Raw genomic sequence first — 17,591 nt, 5'->3', positions numbered from 1 at the left:
TATTATGACACAACAATTTTCTAAAACTGAAGTAAAAGTACCTTCTATTAGTGGGAGACGTGTGGGTGGAGGCGGAAATCGCTTTGCACCTACACAAAAAGCTAAAAATGCTAGAGACACATTAGTGCGTATTATTAAAATATACATGCGTTTTGCTAAGACGATCTTTCTAGCTATGATTTTTACAGCTTTTTCATCAGCAATTTCTGTTGGGATTCCTTATTTTGTAGGAAAGACTTTTGATACATTTAGAATAGCAACAAGAACTGTAGATAAATCGACTCTTATATTATTTTTAACTATAATTGCAGTTTTGTATGGAGTTAATTGTCTTATTTCATGGATAAATGGTGTTATTATGCTTAAAGTTTCACAAAAACTTGTTTTTGTAATACGTGCAGAGTTTTTTGAAAAGATGCAGAGGCTTCCTTTGAAATTTTATGATACACGTTCCCATGGAGATACAATGAGTAGAATCACAAATGATGTAGACAATATTAGCTCTACAATTGCACAAACAACTACACAGTTAATATCAAGTATTTTAACTTTAGTTGGATCTTTTATGGTTATGATAGTGTTAAATGTTCCCCTTACACTAGTTGTTTTATTATGTATACCTCTAGTTATACTTTTAACACGTGTAATTGCAACGCATAGCCGCAAATATTTCTTAGCTCAGCAAAGAAATTTAGGCTCACTTAATGGAGTAATTGAGGAAAATATATTAGGACTAAAGATGGTAAAGGCTTTTAATAAACAGGAGGATGTCCTAAAGCAATTTGAAGAGATAAACGAAAATCTATATGAAAGCAGCAATAAAGCACAGATATGGTCTGGGTATATGATGCCTCTTATGAATGTTATTAATAACTTTATTTTTGCAGTTGTTGCAATCGTTGGTGGTATGCTATCCGTAGGATATGGTGTAGCTGTTGGAACTGTAGTTAGTTTTTTAAGCTATTCAAAACAATTTTCACAGCCATTAAATTCTGTAGCAGGTATGTTTAATACAATTCAATCAGCACTTGCTGGGGCAGAACGTGTTTTTGAGATTTTAGATAATGAAGAAGAAAGTGCAGATTTTAAAGATGCAATTGAGATAAAACAACCCAATGGTAATGTAACCTTTGAAAATGTATGTTTTTCATATGATAAGTCTATACCTATATTAAAGAATGTGAGTTTTAAAGTTAAAGCAGGAGAAACAGTTGCGCTAGTAGGAGAGACTGGAGCAGGAAAAACTACTATTGTGAATCTTCTTACTCGATTTTATGATGCAGACAGTGGAAATATATTCATTGATGATGAGCCGATTACGAATATAAAAAGAAATAGTCTTAGGAAATGCTTCTCTGTTGTGCTTCAAGATACTTGTCTTTTCACTGGAACGATTATGGATAATATTCGTTATTCTAAAAAAGATGCAACAGATGAACAGGTTGTAAATGCTGCTAAAATAGCTCATGCTCATGAATTTATTGATAAACTTCCTAAAGGTTATCAAACATTGGTTTCTGGAGCTACAGATAACTTAAGTCAAGGGCAGCGCCAATTAATGTCTATTGCTAGAGCAGTTCTGTGTGATAGCCCGATTTTAATTTTGGACGAAGCAACTAGCAGTGTAGATACAAAGACCGAAAAAGATATTCAACATGCATTATTAAGATTAATGAAAAACCGTACTAGCTTTTTAATAGCACACAGATTATCGACTATTAGAGATGCAGATCGCATTATGGTAATTGGTGGTGGAAAAATATTAGAAAGTGGAAACCACAAAAGTCTTATGAATGAAAAAGGTGAGTATTACAAAATGGTTATTAGTCAAATGGGAAAATTAATTGAGGAGTAAATTTTAATTAGGAGGAAGAAAAATGAAAATTGCAGAAGGATTAGATATACTTGAATTAGGGAACGAAGAAAGAAGAATGAATGCTACACTAATTTGGGATGATAAAAATGTTATTTTAATAGATGCAGGATTACCTGGACAAATAGAAAATATTCGCGAAGAAGTGGAAAAAGCAGGTGTATCATTCGACAGAATTAATAAAATAATTATTACTCATCACGATTTAGATCATATCGGCAGCTTATCAAGTATTGTTAAAAATTCTAAAAGTGAAATAGAAGTGTTAGCACATAGTGGAGAAAGACCTTATATTGAGGGAGATAAAATCGGTATAAAAATTACTCCTGAGCGTTTGAGTTCAATGCCAGATTCTATGAAAGAAACCATAAAGCAGCTTAAAACAAAAGTTAATAGGGTTGTTAAAGATGAAGAGAATCTTCCTTATTGTGGAGGAATAGATGTAATTTATACTCCAGGACATACTCCGGGACATATTTGTCTCTATCTAAGAAAGTATAAGGCATTGGTAACTGGAGACGCAATGAATGTTGTAAATAATGAATTAATTGGTCCTAATCCAGAATATACATTTGATATGAAGCAAGCAATGGAATCTCTTAAGAAGCTCACAAAATATGATATAGAAACAGTTATCTGTTATCATGGTGGAGTATTTACAAAAAGTTTAAATGAGAGGATTGCAAAATTAGCTAATAGTTAAGAAGAATATAGAGATAGTAGCTTTATTATGAAGCTTCTATCTTTTTTATATTCTATTAAAAAAATTTCCATTAAATTTATAATTATTAGTGAAGGATATATTAATAATATTTTTTAATTATGAAGATAATATAAAGTAACAAAATAAATGTAGAAGTTAGAGGCTGATTATGAAAAAAACATTATATGATTATAAAGATAAAATTAAAAAATTACCAGTAAAAGAGAAATACAGTAAGAATGAACTATTGATAAACGATTTTTTAATTGATAAGAAAGAAGATCTTGAAATATATTATTCGCCTCATAATGAATATATAAATTTAGACGCAAGAGTATTTATTGTTGGTATAACTCCAGGCTTCCAGCAAATGAGTACTGCCATTGCTACTGCAAGAATAGAGTTAGAGAACTCTGATAATATTAAAGAAATTCAGTATGAATGTAAGAAAGCAGGAAGATTTAGCGGTAGTCTCAGAAAAAATTTAATTGGTATGTTAGATAAAATAGAGCTTAATAAGAGTCTAAAAATAGAAAATTGCAGCCAATTGTTTGAAGAAAAAGATCATTTATTGCACACATTTTCATTAATACCTTATGCAGTCTTTATAAAAGGAAAAAACTATTCAGGTCACACCCCAAAACTTATCAGGAGTGAATTTTTGATGAAATATATTTATGAGAATTTTATTTATGAATTAAAAGCATTAAATAATTTAGATAAAATTCTTATAGTACCATTAGGCAGGTCAGTAGAGGAAGTATTATACAAGCTATGTGAAAATAAAATTATAAATGAAAAGCAAATATTAAAAGGCTTTCCACATCCATCTGGGGCTAATGTAAATAGGTTAGTTCAACTAGAGGAAAATAAGGAGAAAATGATTAATACAGTAAGAAATAATTTTAATTAAAAAGAACAAAAATCAATATTAAAGCACATTATATATAAAATAAAGTCTAAAAGAGGGTTAAAGTGTATACCTTCTTTCTTTATATTTAAAACAAAATTTAAAGATTCTTAAGATTTTACTAAATAGATTTTAATATTTAAGATTTATACTAATTCTATAATTTAACTAAAAGAGAAGAATTCAAGGAGGCTTTTAATATGAAGCTAGTAAAATTTTTAATTGAATATTTTAAATCGCCTAGAACTATAGGGGCTGTAGCGCCTAGTTCAGAGAAACTTGCAGAGAAAATGGTAGGGGACATAGATTTTGAAAATTCTGAGGTTATAATTGAGTACGGGCCAGGGACAGGAGTTTTTACGGACAAGCTTGTAAAAAGAAAAAAGAAAGAGACATTATTAATGTTATTTGAATATAATGAAGAATTTTGCAAACAATTAGAAGAAAAATATAAAGGAGAAGATGATATTATAATAATAAATGATTCCGCTGAAAATGTAGATAAACATTTAGCAAAATATAATATTAGCAGAGTAGATTATGTTGTATCAGGGTTGCCTTTTGCTAGTCTTCCTAAAAATGTTTCAAATAAAATTTTAAGACAAACTAGAAATATATTAAAAAGAAATGGATTATTTATAACATTTCAATATACTCTTTTGAAAAAAGAATTTATTACTGGATATTTTAAAAAGATAAATATAGAAAGAGTTATCTTTAATTTACCGCCAGCCTATGTTTTGAAATGCATAAATTCCTAGGAGAAAGAGGAGAGTTATTTTGTATATTCAAGAAGAAATGAAATATCATACAATAATCTCATTTAATTATATAAATATGAAAGAAGACTAGCAAATAAACGCTAGTCTTCTTTTTGCTGAAATTTATAATAAAATTTAAAGATAGATTATTTTTATTGTATAGATAACCCAATTATAAGTTAGATTTATATTATGAAATATATCCCAACTAGAAATAAGAATTATGCTTTTGTGAAATGTTTCATTAGGAATTTGATGGCTTTGATTCTTAGATTAAAAGTTGTTCCAAGTATGCTAGTTCAAAAAGTGAGAATCGAAATTTTATATTTCGTTCTTCGAACTTTCTCTGTGAGCGCTTGTTCTTTGAGGCTAGCACTTTGGGTGCAACTTTATAGCCTTAGAATCACCAATCAGAATTACCTAGAAACTGGAACAAAAGTATGTTACTCATTTCGGCGAGTTATACGCATAAGTATAGATTATAGTTGGGCTATCTATATATTGTAGAGTAATATAAGAAAGTTTTAATCTACATTGATGGAATTAAGAACTCTGAATCTATCATTGCATAAATCTATTCTAACCTTATTATTTTCAAAAACATTTTTAGAAATCTCTTTTGATATTGCTTTCATAGGTTCTACATAGCTTGTATCACTTTTATAATCACCTTCTACAACAAGAGATAAAATATAGAGTGTATCTTGCTTATCAATCTTAACGTCCACTTTTGAACTAGGAGTAAAGTAGCCTTCTGAATTTAAGTAATCTCCAAGTTTTTTCGCTTGAGATTCTGTTATCTTATTAGTATAAAATAAGTGATTTTCGCCATAATCAAGAGCATTTTTTGGTACGTAAATTGAATATAGAATTGAAGCGGCAGACAATGAAAAAATCAAAATCCCTATGATTATAGGAAATAAATACGAAGCACTTTGCCCTCCATTTTGAATATGTTCATTATACAGCTTTAACTGTGTGAACATAAGAATTATTCCTAAAGCTATATTAATACTGAAAAATATGATAGAAGTATTAATTGATAATATAGGCAGCAGTGCAATAAGTGCTATAAACACTAAGATACTCGTTAAAAGAAATATCCACTTCTTTTTTTGACTTCCAGATCGTCCATAATTCAAAGCACACATGATCCCAGCTGGTAGAAATGAGAAAAATACGGAAAATATAATAAATGATTTCGGATTCCACAGTTTTGTTGTAGGTAATTTATTAACCTTTGTCATGAAGATGCCTCCTTAGAATTGTCTTTACAATAATTATATCATAAGTTTATGGAAGCAAAATATGTTAATTCCAATTTATGTAATAAATTTGGTTTTGACTAGATAAACGTTTTTACATTAACTTAACAAAAATTATAAATACTTTTAATAAGATTATGTTATATTTCAACTATATTTACAAGAGCTACTATAATAGCTAATAAGAAGAAATATGGGGAGATTATAATATGTTAAATTCATTAGTTGATAATTTAAAATATAATGAGGCAGAGGAGTTGGAAAATATATTAAATAGTAAAAATATAACTACAGTTTATCAACCCATTGTTTCACTTTTAGATGGGGAAATCATAGGGTATGAGGCGTTAAGCAGAGGGCCGATAGACTCACCATTGCAAAATCCAGATAAGTTATTTAACGCTGCCCAGGTTTATAATAAAACATGGGAGTTAGAACAATTATGTAGAATAAAAGCTATTAAAAGAGCTACAAATATTGAAAAAAATAAATATCTTTTTATAAATGTAGATCCCCATATTTTTAAAGACGAAAAATTTAAGAAGGGTTTTACTAAAGAATTTCTTGCAGAACATAACATGTCACCTGATTGTATAATATTTGAGATTACGGAAAAGACGTGTATAGAAGATTACAAAGGATTTAAACAGGCTCTTAGCAATTATGTAGATCAAGGATATAAAATTGCGATTGATGATACTGGTTCAGGATATTCTGGACTTAAGATGCTTAATGAAACAAAGCCACATTATGTAAAAATTGACATGGATCTAATTAGAAATATAAATGAAGATTCGTTTAAACAATCATTAGTAGAATGCTTTGTTAAGCTATCGGAAGCAACAAATATGAAGCTTATTGCTGAGGGGATAGAAACAGAAGAAGAATTGAGAACATTAGTAAACTTAGGCGTCTATGCAGGACAAGGTTTCTTACTAAGTCGTCCAGCAGGAACTTTTCTAGATATACCTAATCATATTAGAGATTTAATTGTAAGGTGTAATAAATTCAAGGATAATGTGTATTATAACTATCAGTCAAGCTGTATAGGCGAAATTGTTAGACATGATAGTCCGTTTGGGCCTAAAACTTATTGTGGTGATATTAAAGAATATTTTGATTCTAACGATATTACTGGAGCCTGTATAGTAAATAATGATGTACCATTAGGCCTTATTATGAAACATACGTTAGACTCAGCGCTTGCTACAAAATATGGTGTTGCAATTTTTACAAAACGTCCTGTTTCTTTAGTTATGGATACAAATCCTTTAGTTGTAGATTACAACACACCAGTAACAGAAGTTTCAAGGCTAGCAATGTCTAGGAAAACACAAAATATATATGATTATATTATCGTAACCAACAATAATAAATACTGTGGAATGGTTACAATAAGATCTTTGTTAAATTATACTACAATGCTAGAATGTAACTACGCGAGACAACTTAATCCCCTTACTGAGCTACCGGGTAATACCGCTATACAAAATAATATAATGAATATAATTAAAACAAAACGTAAATGTTGTATTCTTTATCTAGATCTAGATAATTTTAAAGTTTATAATGATACGTACGGATTTGAAAATGGGGATAGGATTCTTAAATATACAGCTCAATTAATACAAGCTGAAATAAAATCGCTTTTCCCCTATAATGGATTTATTGGACATATAGGAGGAGACGATTTTGTAAGTATTTTAGAAAATCCAATTGAAGAATGTGAAGAAATGTGTGAAAAAATTATAAAGAAGTTTAATTATGGGATTTTAAATTTTTTTAATGAAAAAGACAGAAGTAATAGATATGTTACGGCTACAGATAGATATGGAAAAAATGGTATATTTCCACTTACTTCGCTTTCAATTGCAGGAATTTATGGTGAACTCAATGATTATTCAAATTCAGAAGAAGTAGGGGTAGCTGTAGCCGCAATAAAAAAAGAAGTTAAATGTATTCTTGGAAGTTGCTATTTAATAAAACCGGTTAATTGAAATCAGATTATTACCTTTATTGGTAATTCATAGAAAATAAAAAATGCTTAGTATATAAAGATTAAGCATTTTTTATTATTTTATTCTATAGGAATTTATAATGTAATAGAATCTGTGGATAACTTATGAAGAAGGCTATTTAATTAGTTTTTGTATAGAAAAAGAATAAAAAAGAAATCTTATTCGCCTGCCAGATTTTCCTCACATGCGTTCGGAAAGGCAGATGCGTAAAAAAAATCTACGGCTCCACAGTCGCCTGCGATTTTTTTATACTAATTAATTTCTCCAAATATGCAATAGAGAATCTTTTGAACTTTTTGTAAATACATCGGTTCTATTAGAGCTCCAAGAAACAGCTGCAGGATCTAAAGTGAAGGAACCACCTATTGTTTGCCAATCGCTCCAGCGCGAACCGTTCCATGTCTTTGTAATTAATTGATTACTTTGATTTCGTGCAAATACCTCTAGCCTATTAGAAGCTCGAGAGGATACAGCAGGAGCAGATGTCAAATTTCCACCAAGGTCTTCAAAGTCATTCCAGCGAGAACCATCCCACCATTTATGATATAGACGATTTCCCTGACCACGAACAAATACATCTATTCTATTATTTCCCCAAGAAACAGCTGCTGGACTAGAAGTTAGAACGCCGCCAAGGTTTTCGAAGTCACTCCAGCGAGAGCCGTCCCACCATTTGTGATAAAGAGCATTATCTGTTCCACGGACAAATGTATCTATTCTGTTTGCGGCCCAGGAAGAAGCAGCAGGTGCAGATGTTAAGACTCCACCAAGATTTTCAAAATCACTCCAACGAGAGCCATTCCACCACTTATGGTACATTGCGTTATTTGAACCTTTACCAAATACATCGATCCTATTATTTCCCCAAGAAACAGCTGCAGGAGAAGAAGTTAGAACACCACCAAGGTTTTCGAAATCACTCCAGCGAGAGCCGTCCCACCATTTGTGGTAAAGAGCATTATCAGATCCAGTTACAAATACATCAAGCCTGTTTGCAGACCAAGAAGAAACTCCAGGAGAATATTTTAAAACTCCGCCAAGATCTTCCCATTTACTCCAACCACTACTAGGCGATGGAGTAGGATTTGGACCAGGAGCTGGTGAAGGTTTAATGTTTCTAAGAGTAAATTCAATTATAGATCTAAAAGTGAGATTAATAACGTTGTTAGGAACACCTAGAGAACGAAGAGAAAGAAAAATTGAATTATTTCTTCTTCTAAAGTCGTTAAAAATTCTATTTACACTTTGATTTATATTTCCCGGATATGTTTGAGCATTATCTAAAGTGAAAGCAATAGCGGTTCTAAAATAGTTATCGCCAACTCCTTGTAGTAGTGAGAAAAACTGAGGCATTTGATTACGCATTAATCTTAATATTCTATTAACTTCTTGGTCAGAAGCTCTATAAGAGTCTGAGTGAATTTCTTTAGTCAATAAGTTTGAATCTTGAAATTCATAAGAGTCTTCGTATCTATCAAATCTTGATATTTCATCATTATCGCTGAAATTCTTCATTTGTTCATCAAAAAATGGACAAGTGTTTTTCTGCATACAATACGGGCAGTAAAAAAAAACATCATTATACATTGAGAATCTCCTTGTATTTTTGCTATGGCAGTAAAGCCTGTCTTATTCATTTTATGATTACGGTTTAGGTATGTTACAGAGATAGTAAATTTAATATACATATGTTGAAATTGAGTTTCTATATTCAAAAAAATAATAGATCTTAAGCAAGAGTATAAATACAGTAATGAAAGGCTTCAAGTTGTTATTGGAGATTTTGATTCATCAAATGAAAATAGAAAATACTATATAAAGAATTGACAATAAATACAAAGAAACTAAGTTCTAAGAGTTGAAAAATATTATTTTTAAAATAAAACTATATTACCTTGACAAATTTAAAAGGTGAAACTAAAATAATATATGTTAGAAATCTAACAAACTGATGGGAGCATAAGTATGGATAAAGAGGTACACATTGGGAAAAAATTGAGTATGTTATCTAGGAGATTGCATAGAAGAATAGATAAGGAAGCTTCACAATATGGCGTGACTGGAGTTCAAGCTAGGATTCTTGGCTTCATATATCATAAATCAGATAAAAAAGACATTTTTCAGAAAGATATAGAAGAGGAACTTGATATTAGACGTTCTTCAGTGACAAGCGTACTTCAATTGATGGAGAAGAATGGTCATATTAAGAGAATAAGTGTATCAGAAGATGCACGTCTGAAAAAAATAGTATTGACAGAAAAAGGAATGGGGATTCAAAGAAATGTATATGAGTTTATCCTTAGAGTTGAAAAATCATTAAGAGATGAGTTAAATGAGGATGAATTTAATATATTAGTTTCTTTAATTGATAGATTAGCTAAGAAAATTGCAGATTAAAGCACATTCAAAAAATAACAAGTACATTTGCCAGCCTATTTTCCACCATAAAGGAAGCTCGACTCGCATACGCTCACTGAGTAAGCGATTCACACAAAATCATAGATTTTGGTTCTCTGCTCATCGGCAAATTGACCTAATAGGCCCGCTATGAGGGCAATTTGCCTCCTTGCCTGATGAAAAATATCCACACATTAGAAAGGAGTAGCTATGCTGCATGTCGGAACTTCTATTGGCAACTTTGGACTTGTTATTTATTTTCATGTGCTAATGCAATTTTTTTTAAGCTATTAGTTAGAAACCTAACAAAGAAGGAGGAAAATTATGATAAAAAGATTAGCAGGTTTTGTAGCAGAATTTAAAAGGGATAGTATTCTAACTCCTCTATATGTAGCATTAGAAGTAGTTATGGAAACAATTATTCCACTTTTAATGGCATGGATTATTGATAATGGAGTAGGAAAAGGTGATGTGAAATATGTAAGTATTGTTGGTGGAGCAATGATAATAACATCATTTCTATCTCTAACTTTTGGAGTTTTGGGTGGTGTACATGCATCTAAAGCTTCAACAGGGTTTGCTAGAAATTTGAGAAAGGGAATGTATTATAATATACAAAATTTTTCTTTCTCCAATATAGATAAATATTCTACAGCTGGACTTATAACAAGGCTGACTACAGATGTAACAAATGTTCAAAATGCATTCCAAATGATAATAAGAATGGCTGTAAGGGCGCCATTTATGCTTATATCCGCTACAACAATGTGTTTTTATATTAATGCAAAATTATCTATGATATTTATAGGCGCAATAGTTTTTCTTGGAGTTATATTATATTTCATTATGACTACAGTACACCCATATTTTGTTGAAGTTTTTAAAAAGTATGATGATTTGAATGCTAGTGTACAAGAAAATTTAACTGGAATTAGAGCAGTAAAGGCTTATGTAAGAGAAGATCATGAAACCAGCAAGTTTTATAAAGCTTCTGAAACTTTATACAAATATTTTATAAGAGCTGAAAAGCTAATCATAGTTAATGCTCCAGCAATGCAATTTACAGTTTATACATGTATCTTGCTTTTATCTTGGCTTGGTGCAAAAATGATTGTTTCAAATACTATGTCAACTGGAGAATTGATGAGTTTATTTACTTATACTCTTAATATATTAATGAGTTTAATGTTCCTTTCGATGGTATTTGTAATGGTAATTATGTCTAAATCATCAGCTGAAAGAATTACAGAAGTTTTAAATGAAAAAAGTGATTTGGCAAATGATGAAAATCCAGTTTATGAAGTAAAAGATGGATCTATAACTTTTAATAATGTTGGCTTTTCGTATAATAAAAATAAGGACAACCTTGTTTTAGAAAATATCAATTTGAAAATTAATTCTGGTGAGACTATTGGAATTATAGGAGGAACAGGAAGTTCAAAAACTACTCTTGTTCAGCTTATTCCAAGATTGTATGATACTACAAATGGTAGTGTTGAGGTCGGAGGAGTTGATGTTCGAAAATATGATATAGAAACACTTAGAGATGAGGTTTCTATGGTATTACAAAAGAATGTTTTATTTTCTGGAACAATAAAAGAGAATTTAAGATGGGGAAATAAAGATGCCTCTGATGAAGAGTTAATAGATGCATGTAAGCAAGCACAGGCAGATGAATTTGTAGAAAGTCTTCCCAATAAGTATGACACTTTTATAGAACAAGGCGGAACAAATGTATCTGGAGGACAAAAGCAAAGATTATGTATTGCAAGAGCGCTACTTAAAAAACCTAAAATATTAATTTTAGATGATTCTACAAGTGCGGTAGATACTAAAACTGATGCTTTAATTAGGAAAGCATTTAAAGAAACAATACCAAATACTACAAAGATTATTATTGCTCAGCGTATTTCTTCAGTTCAAGATGCAGATAAAATTGTTGTATTAAATGATGGGAAAATAGATGGATTTGGAACTCATGAAGAATTACTAAAATCAAATGAAATATATAGTGAAGTATACGAATCTCAAATGAAAGGGGCGAGCGACAATGAGTAAAGATAGTGCTAGCAATAGAACTCCTAGAATGATGGGACGTGGTGGACGTGCGCCTGTAAAAGCCGATAAAAATTCTTTGAAGATACTAAAAAGATTATTAGAGTATATACTTAAGGAATATAAGTTTTTATTTTTCATGGTACTAGTAACTATTATTATAAGTTCTCTTGCTAATGTTATTGGAACGTTATTTTTAAGAAACTTAATTGATGATTATATAACACCACTTTTAAATAAACCAGAATCAAATTTTGGTCCGCTTCTTAAAATGATAATTACTATGGCAGTAATTTATTATGTCGGGGTTATATCAACTTATATATATAGTCGTATAATGATTGTAATCTCACAAGGATCTCTAAAAAGAATAAGAGATGATATGTTTGCTCATATGGAGAGTTTGCCAATAAAGTTCTTCGATACACATGCTCATGGAGATTTAATGAGTTTATATACAAATGATACAGATGCTTTAAGGCAAATGATAAGCCAAGGAATACCACAATTATTGTCAGCTATCATAACTGTTGTTAGTATATTTGCTTCAATGATATATTTAAGTATTCCTTTAACAGGCGTTGAAATTATAATTATATTATTGATGTTTAGAGTTACTAAAGTTATTGGTGCAAAAAGTGGAAAATATTTTGGTCTTCAACAAAAAGATATAGGTGCAGTAAATGGATATATAGAAGAAATGATGGAAGGGCAAAAGGTTGTAAAAGTCTTTTGCCATGAAGAAGAAGCAAAAGCTAGCTTTGATAGATTAAATGATATGCTTTTTAATAGTGCAAATAATGCCAATAAATATGCTAATGTCTTGATGCCTATTATGGGTAACATTGGATATATAAATTATGTAGCTGTTGCTATCTTTGGATCAGTTTTAGCTATTGGTGCATTTGGTGGATTTACACTTGGCGGACTTGCAGCATTTTTGCAATTAACAAGAAACTTTAGTCAAACAATTAATCAAATGGCTCAACAATTCAATTTTGTTATTATGGCACTTGCGGGGGCTGAACGTATATTCAAGCTTCTTGATGAACAGAAAGAAACAGATGAAGGTTATGTTACTTTGGTAAATGCTAAGGAAAATGAAAATGGTGAATTAGAAGAGTGCAAAGAGCGTACTGGAATTTGGGCATGGAAACATCCTCATGAAGATGGAACTATTACGTATACAAAGCTTCTTGGTGAAGTAGTATTTGATGATGTGGACTTTGGATATAATGATGAAAAGATAATTTTGCATAATATAAAGCTATATGCTAAACAAGGACAAAAAATAGCCTTTGTAGGTGCTACAGGAGCAGGTAAAACCACTATTACTAATTTAATAAACCGCTTCTATGATATTCAAGATGGAAAGATAAGATATGATGGTATTAATATCAACAAGATTAAAAAGGATGACTTAAGAAGATCTCTTGGAATAGTGCTTCAAGATGCACATCTTTTCACTGGAACTGTAGCAGATAATATTAGATATGGTAAATTAGATGCTACAGATGAAGAAGTAGTTGCAGCAGCAAAACTTGCAAATGCAGATACGTTTATAAGACATCTTCCAAATGGTTATGATACAGTTCTTACAGGAGATGGAGGCAGCCTTTCACAAGGTCAAAGGCAGCTATTAACAATTGCTAGAGCAGCAATAGCAGATCCACCAGTTTTAATCTTGGATGAAGCAACTTCAAGCATAGATACAAGAACAGAAAGAATTGTTCAAGAAGGAATGGATAAGCTTATGAAAGGAAGAACCGTTTTTGTAATTGCTCATAGACTTTCAACAATTAAAAACTCTGATGTAATTATGGTATTAGACCAAGGTAGAATTATTGAAAGAGGAAATCATGATGATCTAATAAAAGAAAAAGGTAAGTATTATCAATTATATACAGGAGCTTTTGAATTATCATAAAGCCGAAATTTAATGACCACAAAATTGTGGTCATTAAATTTTTTTATTCTTTATGAAATTATAATGCAATTAAAGCTATGGATAATTTTTATATTAATCTATTTTATCTGGGTTAATTACTATATAAAGAATAAAAAAATAAATCATATTCACTTGCATAAAATGCTCTTATATGCAGAATAAAACTCTTATTAAAAGACAATCTATGAGTATAACTAAGTATAGGAGGGTCTTGAAATGAGTTTGTTTAAAAAGATATTTATATTTACTACAATTTCCTTTGTAATAATAATTATGCTAATAGGTAGTATTTCGAAAAGTTTAGCAATTAATTTAAATGGGGCTTCAATAATTCCAGTAAAAGTAGCTGTGTTTCAATCTAGAGAAGATGATCAATATAACATTGAGGTTAGAAAGAATTTAGAGGACATTCAGAAAGAAAATAAGGGCAAGGTTGAGTTCACTTTTTTTGATGGAAAAGGAAATCAGGTTATACAAAACGAAAGTATTTACGAAGCTATTGATGATCATTTTGATTTGTTTGTAATAAATCTGGTTGATACAAAGGTAGATACTATAAGTGATGTAATTAATAAAATTGAAAAAAATAATATACCATTAATTTTAAATGGAACACCTAATAAATATATATTGAATTTTATTACCCCTTACAAGAATATTGTTTTTCTTGGAACTGATACTGAAGAATCTGGAGCTCTAGAAGGTAAGATAATAGTTGATTCATGGAATGCCAATAAGGGAGCTATAGATAAAAATAAAGATAATATACTTCAATATATTATGCTTCAGGGAAAAATAGATCATCCTGGTACTATTGATAGAACAAAGTATTCTATTTCAACAATTAATGATGCAGGAATAAAAACCCATGAACTTGCAATACAAAGTTGTAATTGGGATGAAGAATGTGCTAGAGCGAGCATTGACTCATTATTTTTAAGATATGGCAATAGTGTTGAAGCAATTATCGCAAATAATGATGCTATGGCCATAGGAGCTGTTAAAGCACTTCAGAAATATGGGTATAATAAAGGTGATAAAAATAAAAATGTTTTGGTAGTCGGAATTGATGCTATTCCAGAAGCTATGGAATTAGTAGATAAAGGATTTATGACCGGGACAGTTATTCAAGATGCAAGTGCAGAAGCTCAAGCAATATATTCTGTAGGCATGAACTTAGTTAAGGGAAAAGATCCTCTCGAAGGTACAAAATATAAATTTGATGATAATAGAATTTTACGTATGCCTTACCGTGAATATGTAAAATGAATTAGAATTTGGAGAATACTAATATTAGAAGGCTATTTACGGGAGCTTCATTTGGAATTGGATTAGGTTTCTTATTAATGCATGCAATTAAAATATTATGTGAGAAATTATAAATATATAAAAATTATTTAAATAAGAATTGCAGATGAAGATATCTTCATCTGTATTTTTTTAAAATAAAAGTTCGTTTTAAATATAGAGCTATGAAAAAATAAAGGAGAAATATGAAATATTGTAGAAGAATGTATACATAAAGGAAGAAAAATTGTATTATAGGTATAGGAAAAATGCTATTATAATTTATAGTGCCTAAAAGGGGGATGCTTATGAAAAAAGGGGAAACTAAGTATAAGGTTTCAATTAAAACAAAAATGCTTGGAATTATTATTCCAATGCTAGTAATAGTAATTTCATTGCTTATTTTTATTTCCTACAATAAGTCTAAAAATATAATAACCAACTCAGCTAATGATTTGCTAGAAACCTCAAGTAAGAAGCAGGTTGATCAAATTGAATCATTGTTAAATGAAAACTTGTCATCATTTAAAACTTTAAAAGATTCATTAGAAGTTGCGAATTTAAGCGAAAAACAATTACAAGACGTACTAAATAAATATTATGGATACAGTGATAATTACAAAGAAGGATTTTACATAGCTGATGAGAGTGGAAAGCTATTTAAAGCAGAAAAATCCAATAAATCAGATAAAGATGTGCTTAACTCAGTGTGGTATAAAGAGGGACTTACTCGTGTTAATATGGCATTTGGATCACCATATAAGAATGAATTTGGTAAGAATGTTGTTAGTGCTTCGGCAATATTAAATGATAAATCTGGAAAGATAAAGATTTTTTCTGTAGATCTTTCATTGGATAAAGTATCGATAATTGTAAATTCAATGATTGATATGCATGATGCAGAAGCTTTCTTGATAGACAGCAATGATAGAACAATAGTAGCTAATAGAGATAGTTCATTAATTTCCACTAAACTTGATTCCAGCAATGATAAATTTTTTACAGATGTTGCAAGAAAAATTGAAAATAAAGATTACAATTCATGCGAGTTAGATAATAACAGGGTTGTTTTTAAAGAAGTAGAGGGAACCAATTGGATTCTTGTATCATATGTACCAACAAAATCTATTTTATCAGAACTTATAAAGCTTCGTACTTTTATGATTTTAATAGGCATTATATCTATTATTATTTTAGCTGTTTTAGTGGAACGAGTTGTGCAAGTAGTTATAAAACCTATTAGAAAACTTACAGACACAATTGTATCTATGACTAATGGAGATTTTACAGTCGATGTGGAAATAAAGGGAAATGATGAAATTTCAATTATGCTGAAAAGTGTAAAAGAGTTTATAACAGTAATGAGAAATATGATAAATAATATTAGTATAGTATCAAATAAAATGAGTGAACAATCTGAAGGCGGTATAAGAATCTCTACAGAGTTATATGATTCATCTAAACTTCAATCTGAGTCTATGCAAAATTTAAACATAACAGTAGATCAGTTATCAAGTTCGGTAGGAGAAATAGCTGAGAATACAACAACTTTAGCTAATGTCGTTTCTAATACTAGAGATTATGGTAATAATGTGAATGATAAAATGAAGGAAACTATTAAGATCTCAGAAAAAGGCATAAAAGATATGCAAAAAGTAAACGTAGCTATGGAAAATATAAGGATTTCAATAGGATCACTTGAGCAGGCTATAAGTAACGTTGGGAAATCTTCAATTGAAATAACTAGTATTATAAATGTTATTGGAAGCATTGCAGAACAAACTAATCTTTTATCACTTAATGCGTCAATAGAGGCGGCTAGGGCTGGAGAAGCAGGAAAAGGATTTGCTGTTGTAGCAAGTGAAATAGGCAAATTAGCTAATACAAGTTCTGAATCTGTTAAAAATATTTCATCTATTGTAAATGAAATTAACAAACTTGTTTCAGATACTGTAAAGCAATCACATGATAGTGCAGAATATATTAATGAAAGTAGTTATTTAATAAGTGGAACAGCTGATACATTTGATAATATTTTCAATAAAATTAATTCAGCAAATGATCTAATTCAAGAAATGATTGAAAAAGTTGGACATTTAGATGATGTTGCAACAACTGTAGCAGCCATAGCAGAGGAACAAGCAGCAAGTTCAGAGGAAATTTTAGCAACGTCAGAAGTCATGGTTGATCAATCAAATAATATTACTAAAAATAGTGAAAAAGTAGCTAATGATGCAGAAACTTTAGCAAATACATCTGATGAACTTAGCAAACAGATTAAAATGTTTAAAATATAGGGATATTTTTTATTCTCTAGGAATTTACATTAGAGTAAAATCTGTGGGGATTGTGACACTTTTGAGAAATAAATTAT

12 protein-coding genes are annotated in these 17,591 nt (G+C 30.2%); 10 read left to right on the top strand and 2 right to left on the bottom strand.

Annotation, left to right across the window (positions count from 1 at the left end; genetic code table 11):
- The first annotated feature begins 4 nt into the window (after positions 1–4).
- The 4 genes from F3K33_RS16830 (at position 5) to F3K33_RS16815 (ending at position 4,247) form a co-directional block, all read left to right on the top strand.
- Positions 5–1,855, top strand: coding sequence for an ABC transporter ATP-binding protein (locus tag F3K33_RS16830; RefSeq protein WP_039769358.1), 1,851 nt, complete (start codon positions 5–7; stop codon positions 1,853–1,855).
- 22 nt (positions 1,856–1,877) lie between these two features.
- Positions 1,878–2,576: an MBL fold metallo-hydrolase gene (locus F3K33_RS16825; RefSeq protein WP_039769360.1), complete on the top strand. Its 699-nt coding sequence runs from the start codon at positions 1,878–1,880 to the stop codon at positions 2,574–2,576.
- 169 nt (positions 2,577–2,745) lie between these two features.
- Complete coding sequence (locus F3K33_RS16820; RefSeq protein WP_039769363.1) at positions 2,746–3,489, top strand: hypothetical protein; 744 nt, start codon at positions 2,746–2,748, stop codon at positions 3,487–3,489.
- A 197-nt stretch (positions 3,490–3,686) separates the two neighbouring features.
- The gene (locus tag F3K33_RS16815; protein WP_039769364.1) at positions 3,687–4,247 is read left to right on the top strand and encodes a class I SAM-dependent methyltransferase; all 561 of its coding nucleotides are present in this window, start codon (positions 3,687–3,689) and stop codon (positions 4,245–4,247) included.
- Between the two features lie 524 nt (positions 4,248–4,771).
- Here the strand turns inward: F3K33_RS16815 and F3K33_RS16810 are convergent.
- Positions 4,772–5,494 (bottom strand): hypothetical protein, encoded by a 723-nt coding sequence (locus F3K33_RS16810; protein WP_039769366.1) that lies wholly within the window; start codon positions 5,492–5,494, stop codon positions 4,772–4,774.
- 227 nt (positions 5,495–5,721) lie between these two features.
- Here F3K33_RS16810 and F3K33_RS16805 point away from each other — a divergent pair, with 227 nt between their 5' ends.
- Positions 5,722–7,509 carry a GGDEF domain-containing protein gene (locus F3K33_RS16805; protein ID WP_039769369.1) on the top strand — a complete coding sequence of 596 codons (1,788 nt, stop codon included), beginning with the start codon at positions 5,722–5,724 and terminating at the stop codon, positions 7,507–7,509.
- 276 nt (positions 7,510–7,785) lie between these two features.
- Here the strand turns inward: F3K33_RS16805 and F3K33_RS16800 are convergent, their stop codons facing one another.
- Positions 7,786–9,117: a PLL family lectin gene (locus tag F3K33_RS16800; protein ID WP_039769372.1), complete on the bottom strand. Its 1,332-nt coding sequence runs from the start codon at positions 9,115–9,117 to the stop codon at positions 7,786–7,788.
- A gap of 378 nt (positions 9,118–9,495) precedes the next feature.
- Between F3K33_RS16800 and F3K33_RS16795 the strand changes: the two genes are divergently transcribed.
- The 5 genes from F3K33_RS16795 to F3K33_RS16775 all read left to right on the top strand — a co-directional run bounded on the left by F3K33_RS16795 (position 9,496) and on the right by F3K33_RS16775 (position 17,514).
- Positions 9,496–9,927: a MarR family winged helix-turn-helix transcriptional regulator gene (locus F3K33_RS16795; protein ID WP_023976476.1), complete on the top strand. Its 432-nt coding sequence runs from the start codon at positions 9,496–9,498 to the stop codon at positions 9,925–9,927.
- Between the two features lie 324 nt (positions 9,928–10,251).
- On the top strand, positions 10,252–11,985 hold the full coding sequence (locus F3K33_RS16790) for an ABC transporter ATP-binding protein (protein WP_039769375.1): 1,734 nt from the start codon (positions 10,252–10,254) through the stop codon (positions 11,983–11,985).
- 31 nt (positions 11,986–12,016) lie between these two features.
- The gene (locus F3K33_RS16785; RefSeq protein ID WP_051144772.1) at positions 12,017–13,909 is read left to right on the top strand and encodes an ABC transporter ATP-binding protein; all 1,893 of its coding nucleotides are present in this window, start codon (positions 12,017–12,019) and stop codon (positions 13,907–13,909) included.
- Between the two features lie 237 nt (positions 13,910–14,146).
- On the top strand, positions 14,147–15,199 hold the full coding sequence (locus F3K33_RS16780; protein ID WP_039769381.1) for a galactose ABC transporter substrate-binding protein: 1,053 nt from the start codon (positions 14,147–14,149) through the stop codon (positions 15,197–15,199).
- Positions 15,200–15,525: 326 nt separating this feature from the next.
- Positions 15,526–17,514 carry a methyl-accepting chemotaxis protein gene (locus F3K33_RS16775; protein WP_039769383.1) on the top strand — a complete coding sequence of 663 codons (1,989 nt, stop codon included), beginning with the start codon at positions 15,526–15,528 and terminating at the stop codon, positions 17,512–17,514.
- Positions 17,515–17,591: the final 77 nt, after the last annotated feature.

The organism is Clostridium beijerinckii (assembly GCF_008705175.1).
Taxonomy (GTDB): domain Bacteria; phylum Bacillota; class Clostridia; order Clostridiales; family Clostridiaceae; genus Clostridium; species Clostridium beijerinckii.
This window is presented reverse-complemented; position numbering and strand designations above follow the sequence as displayed.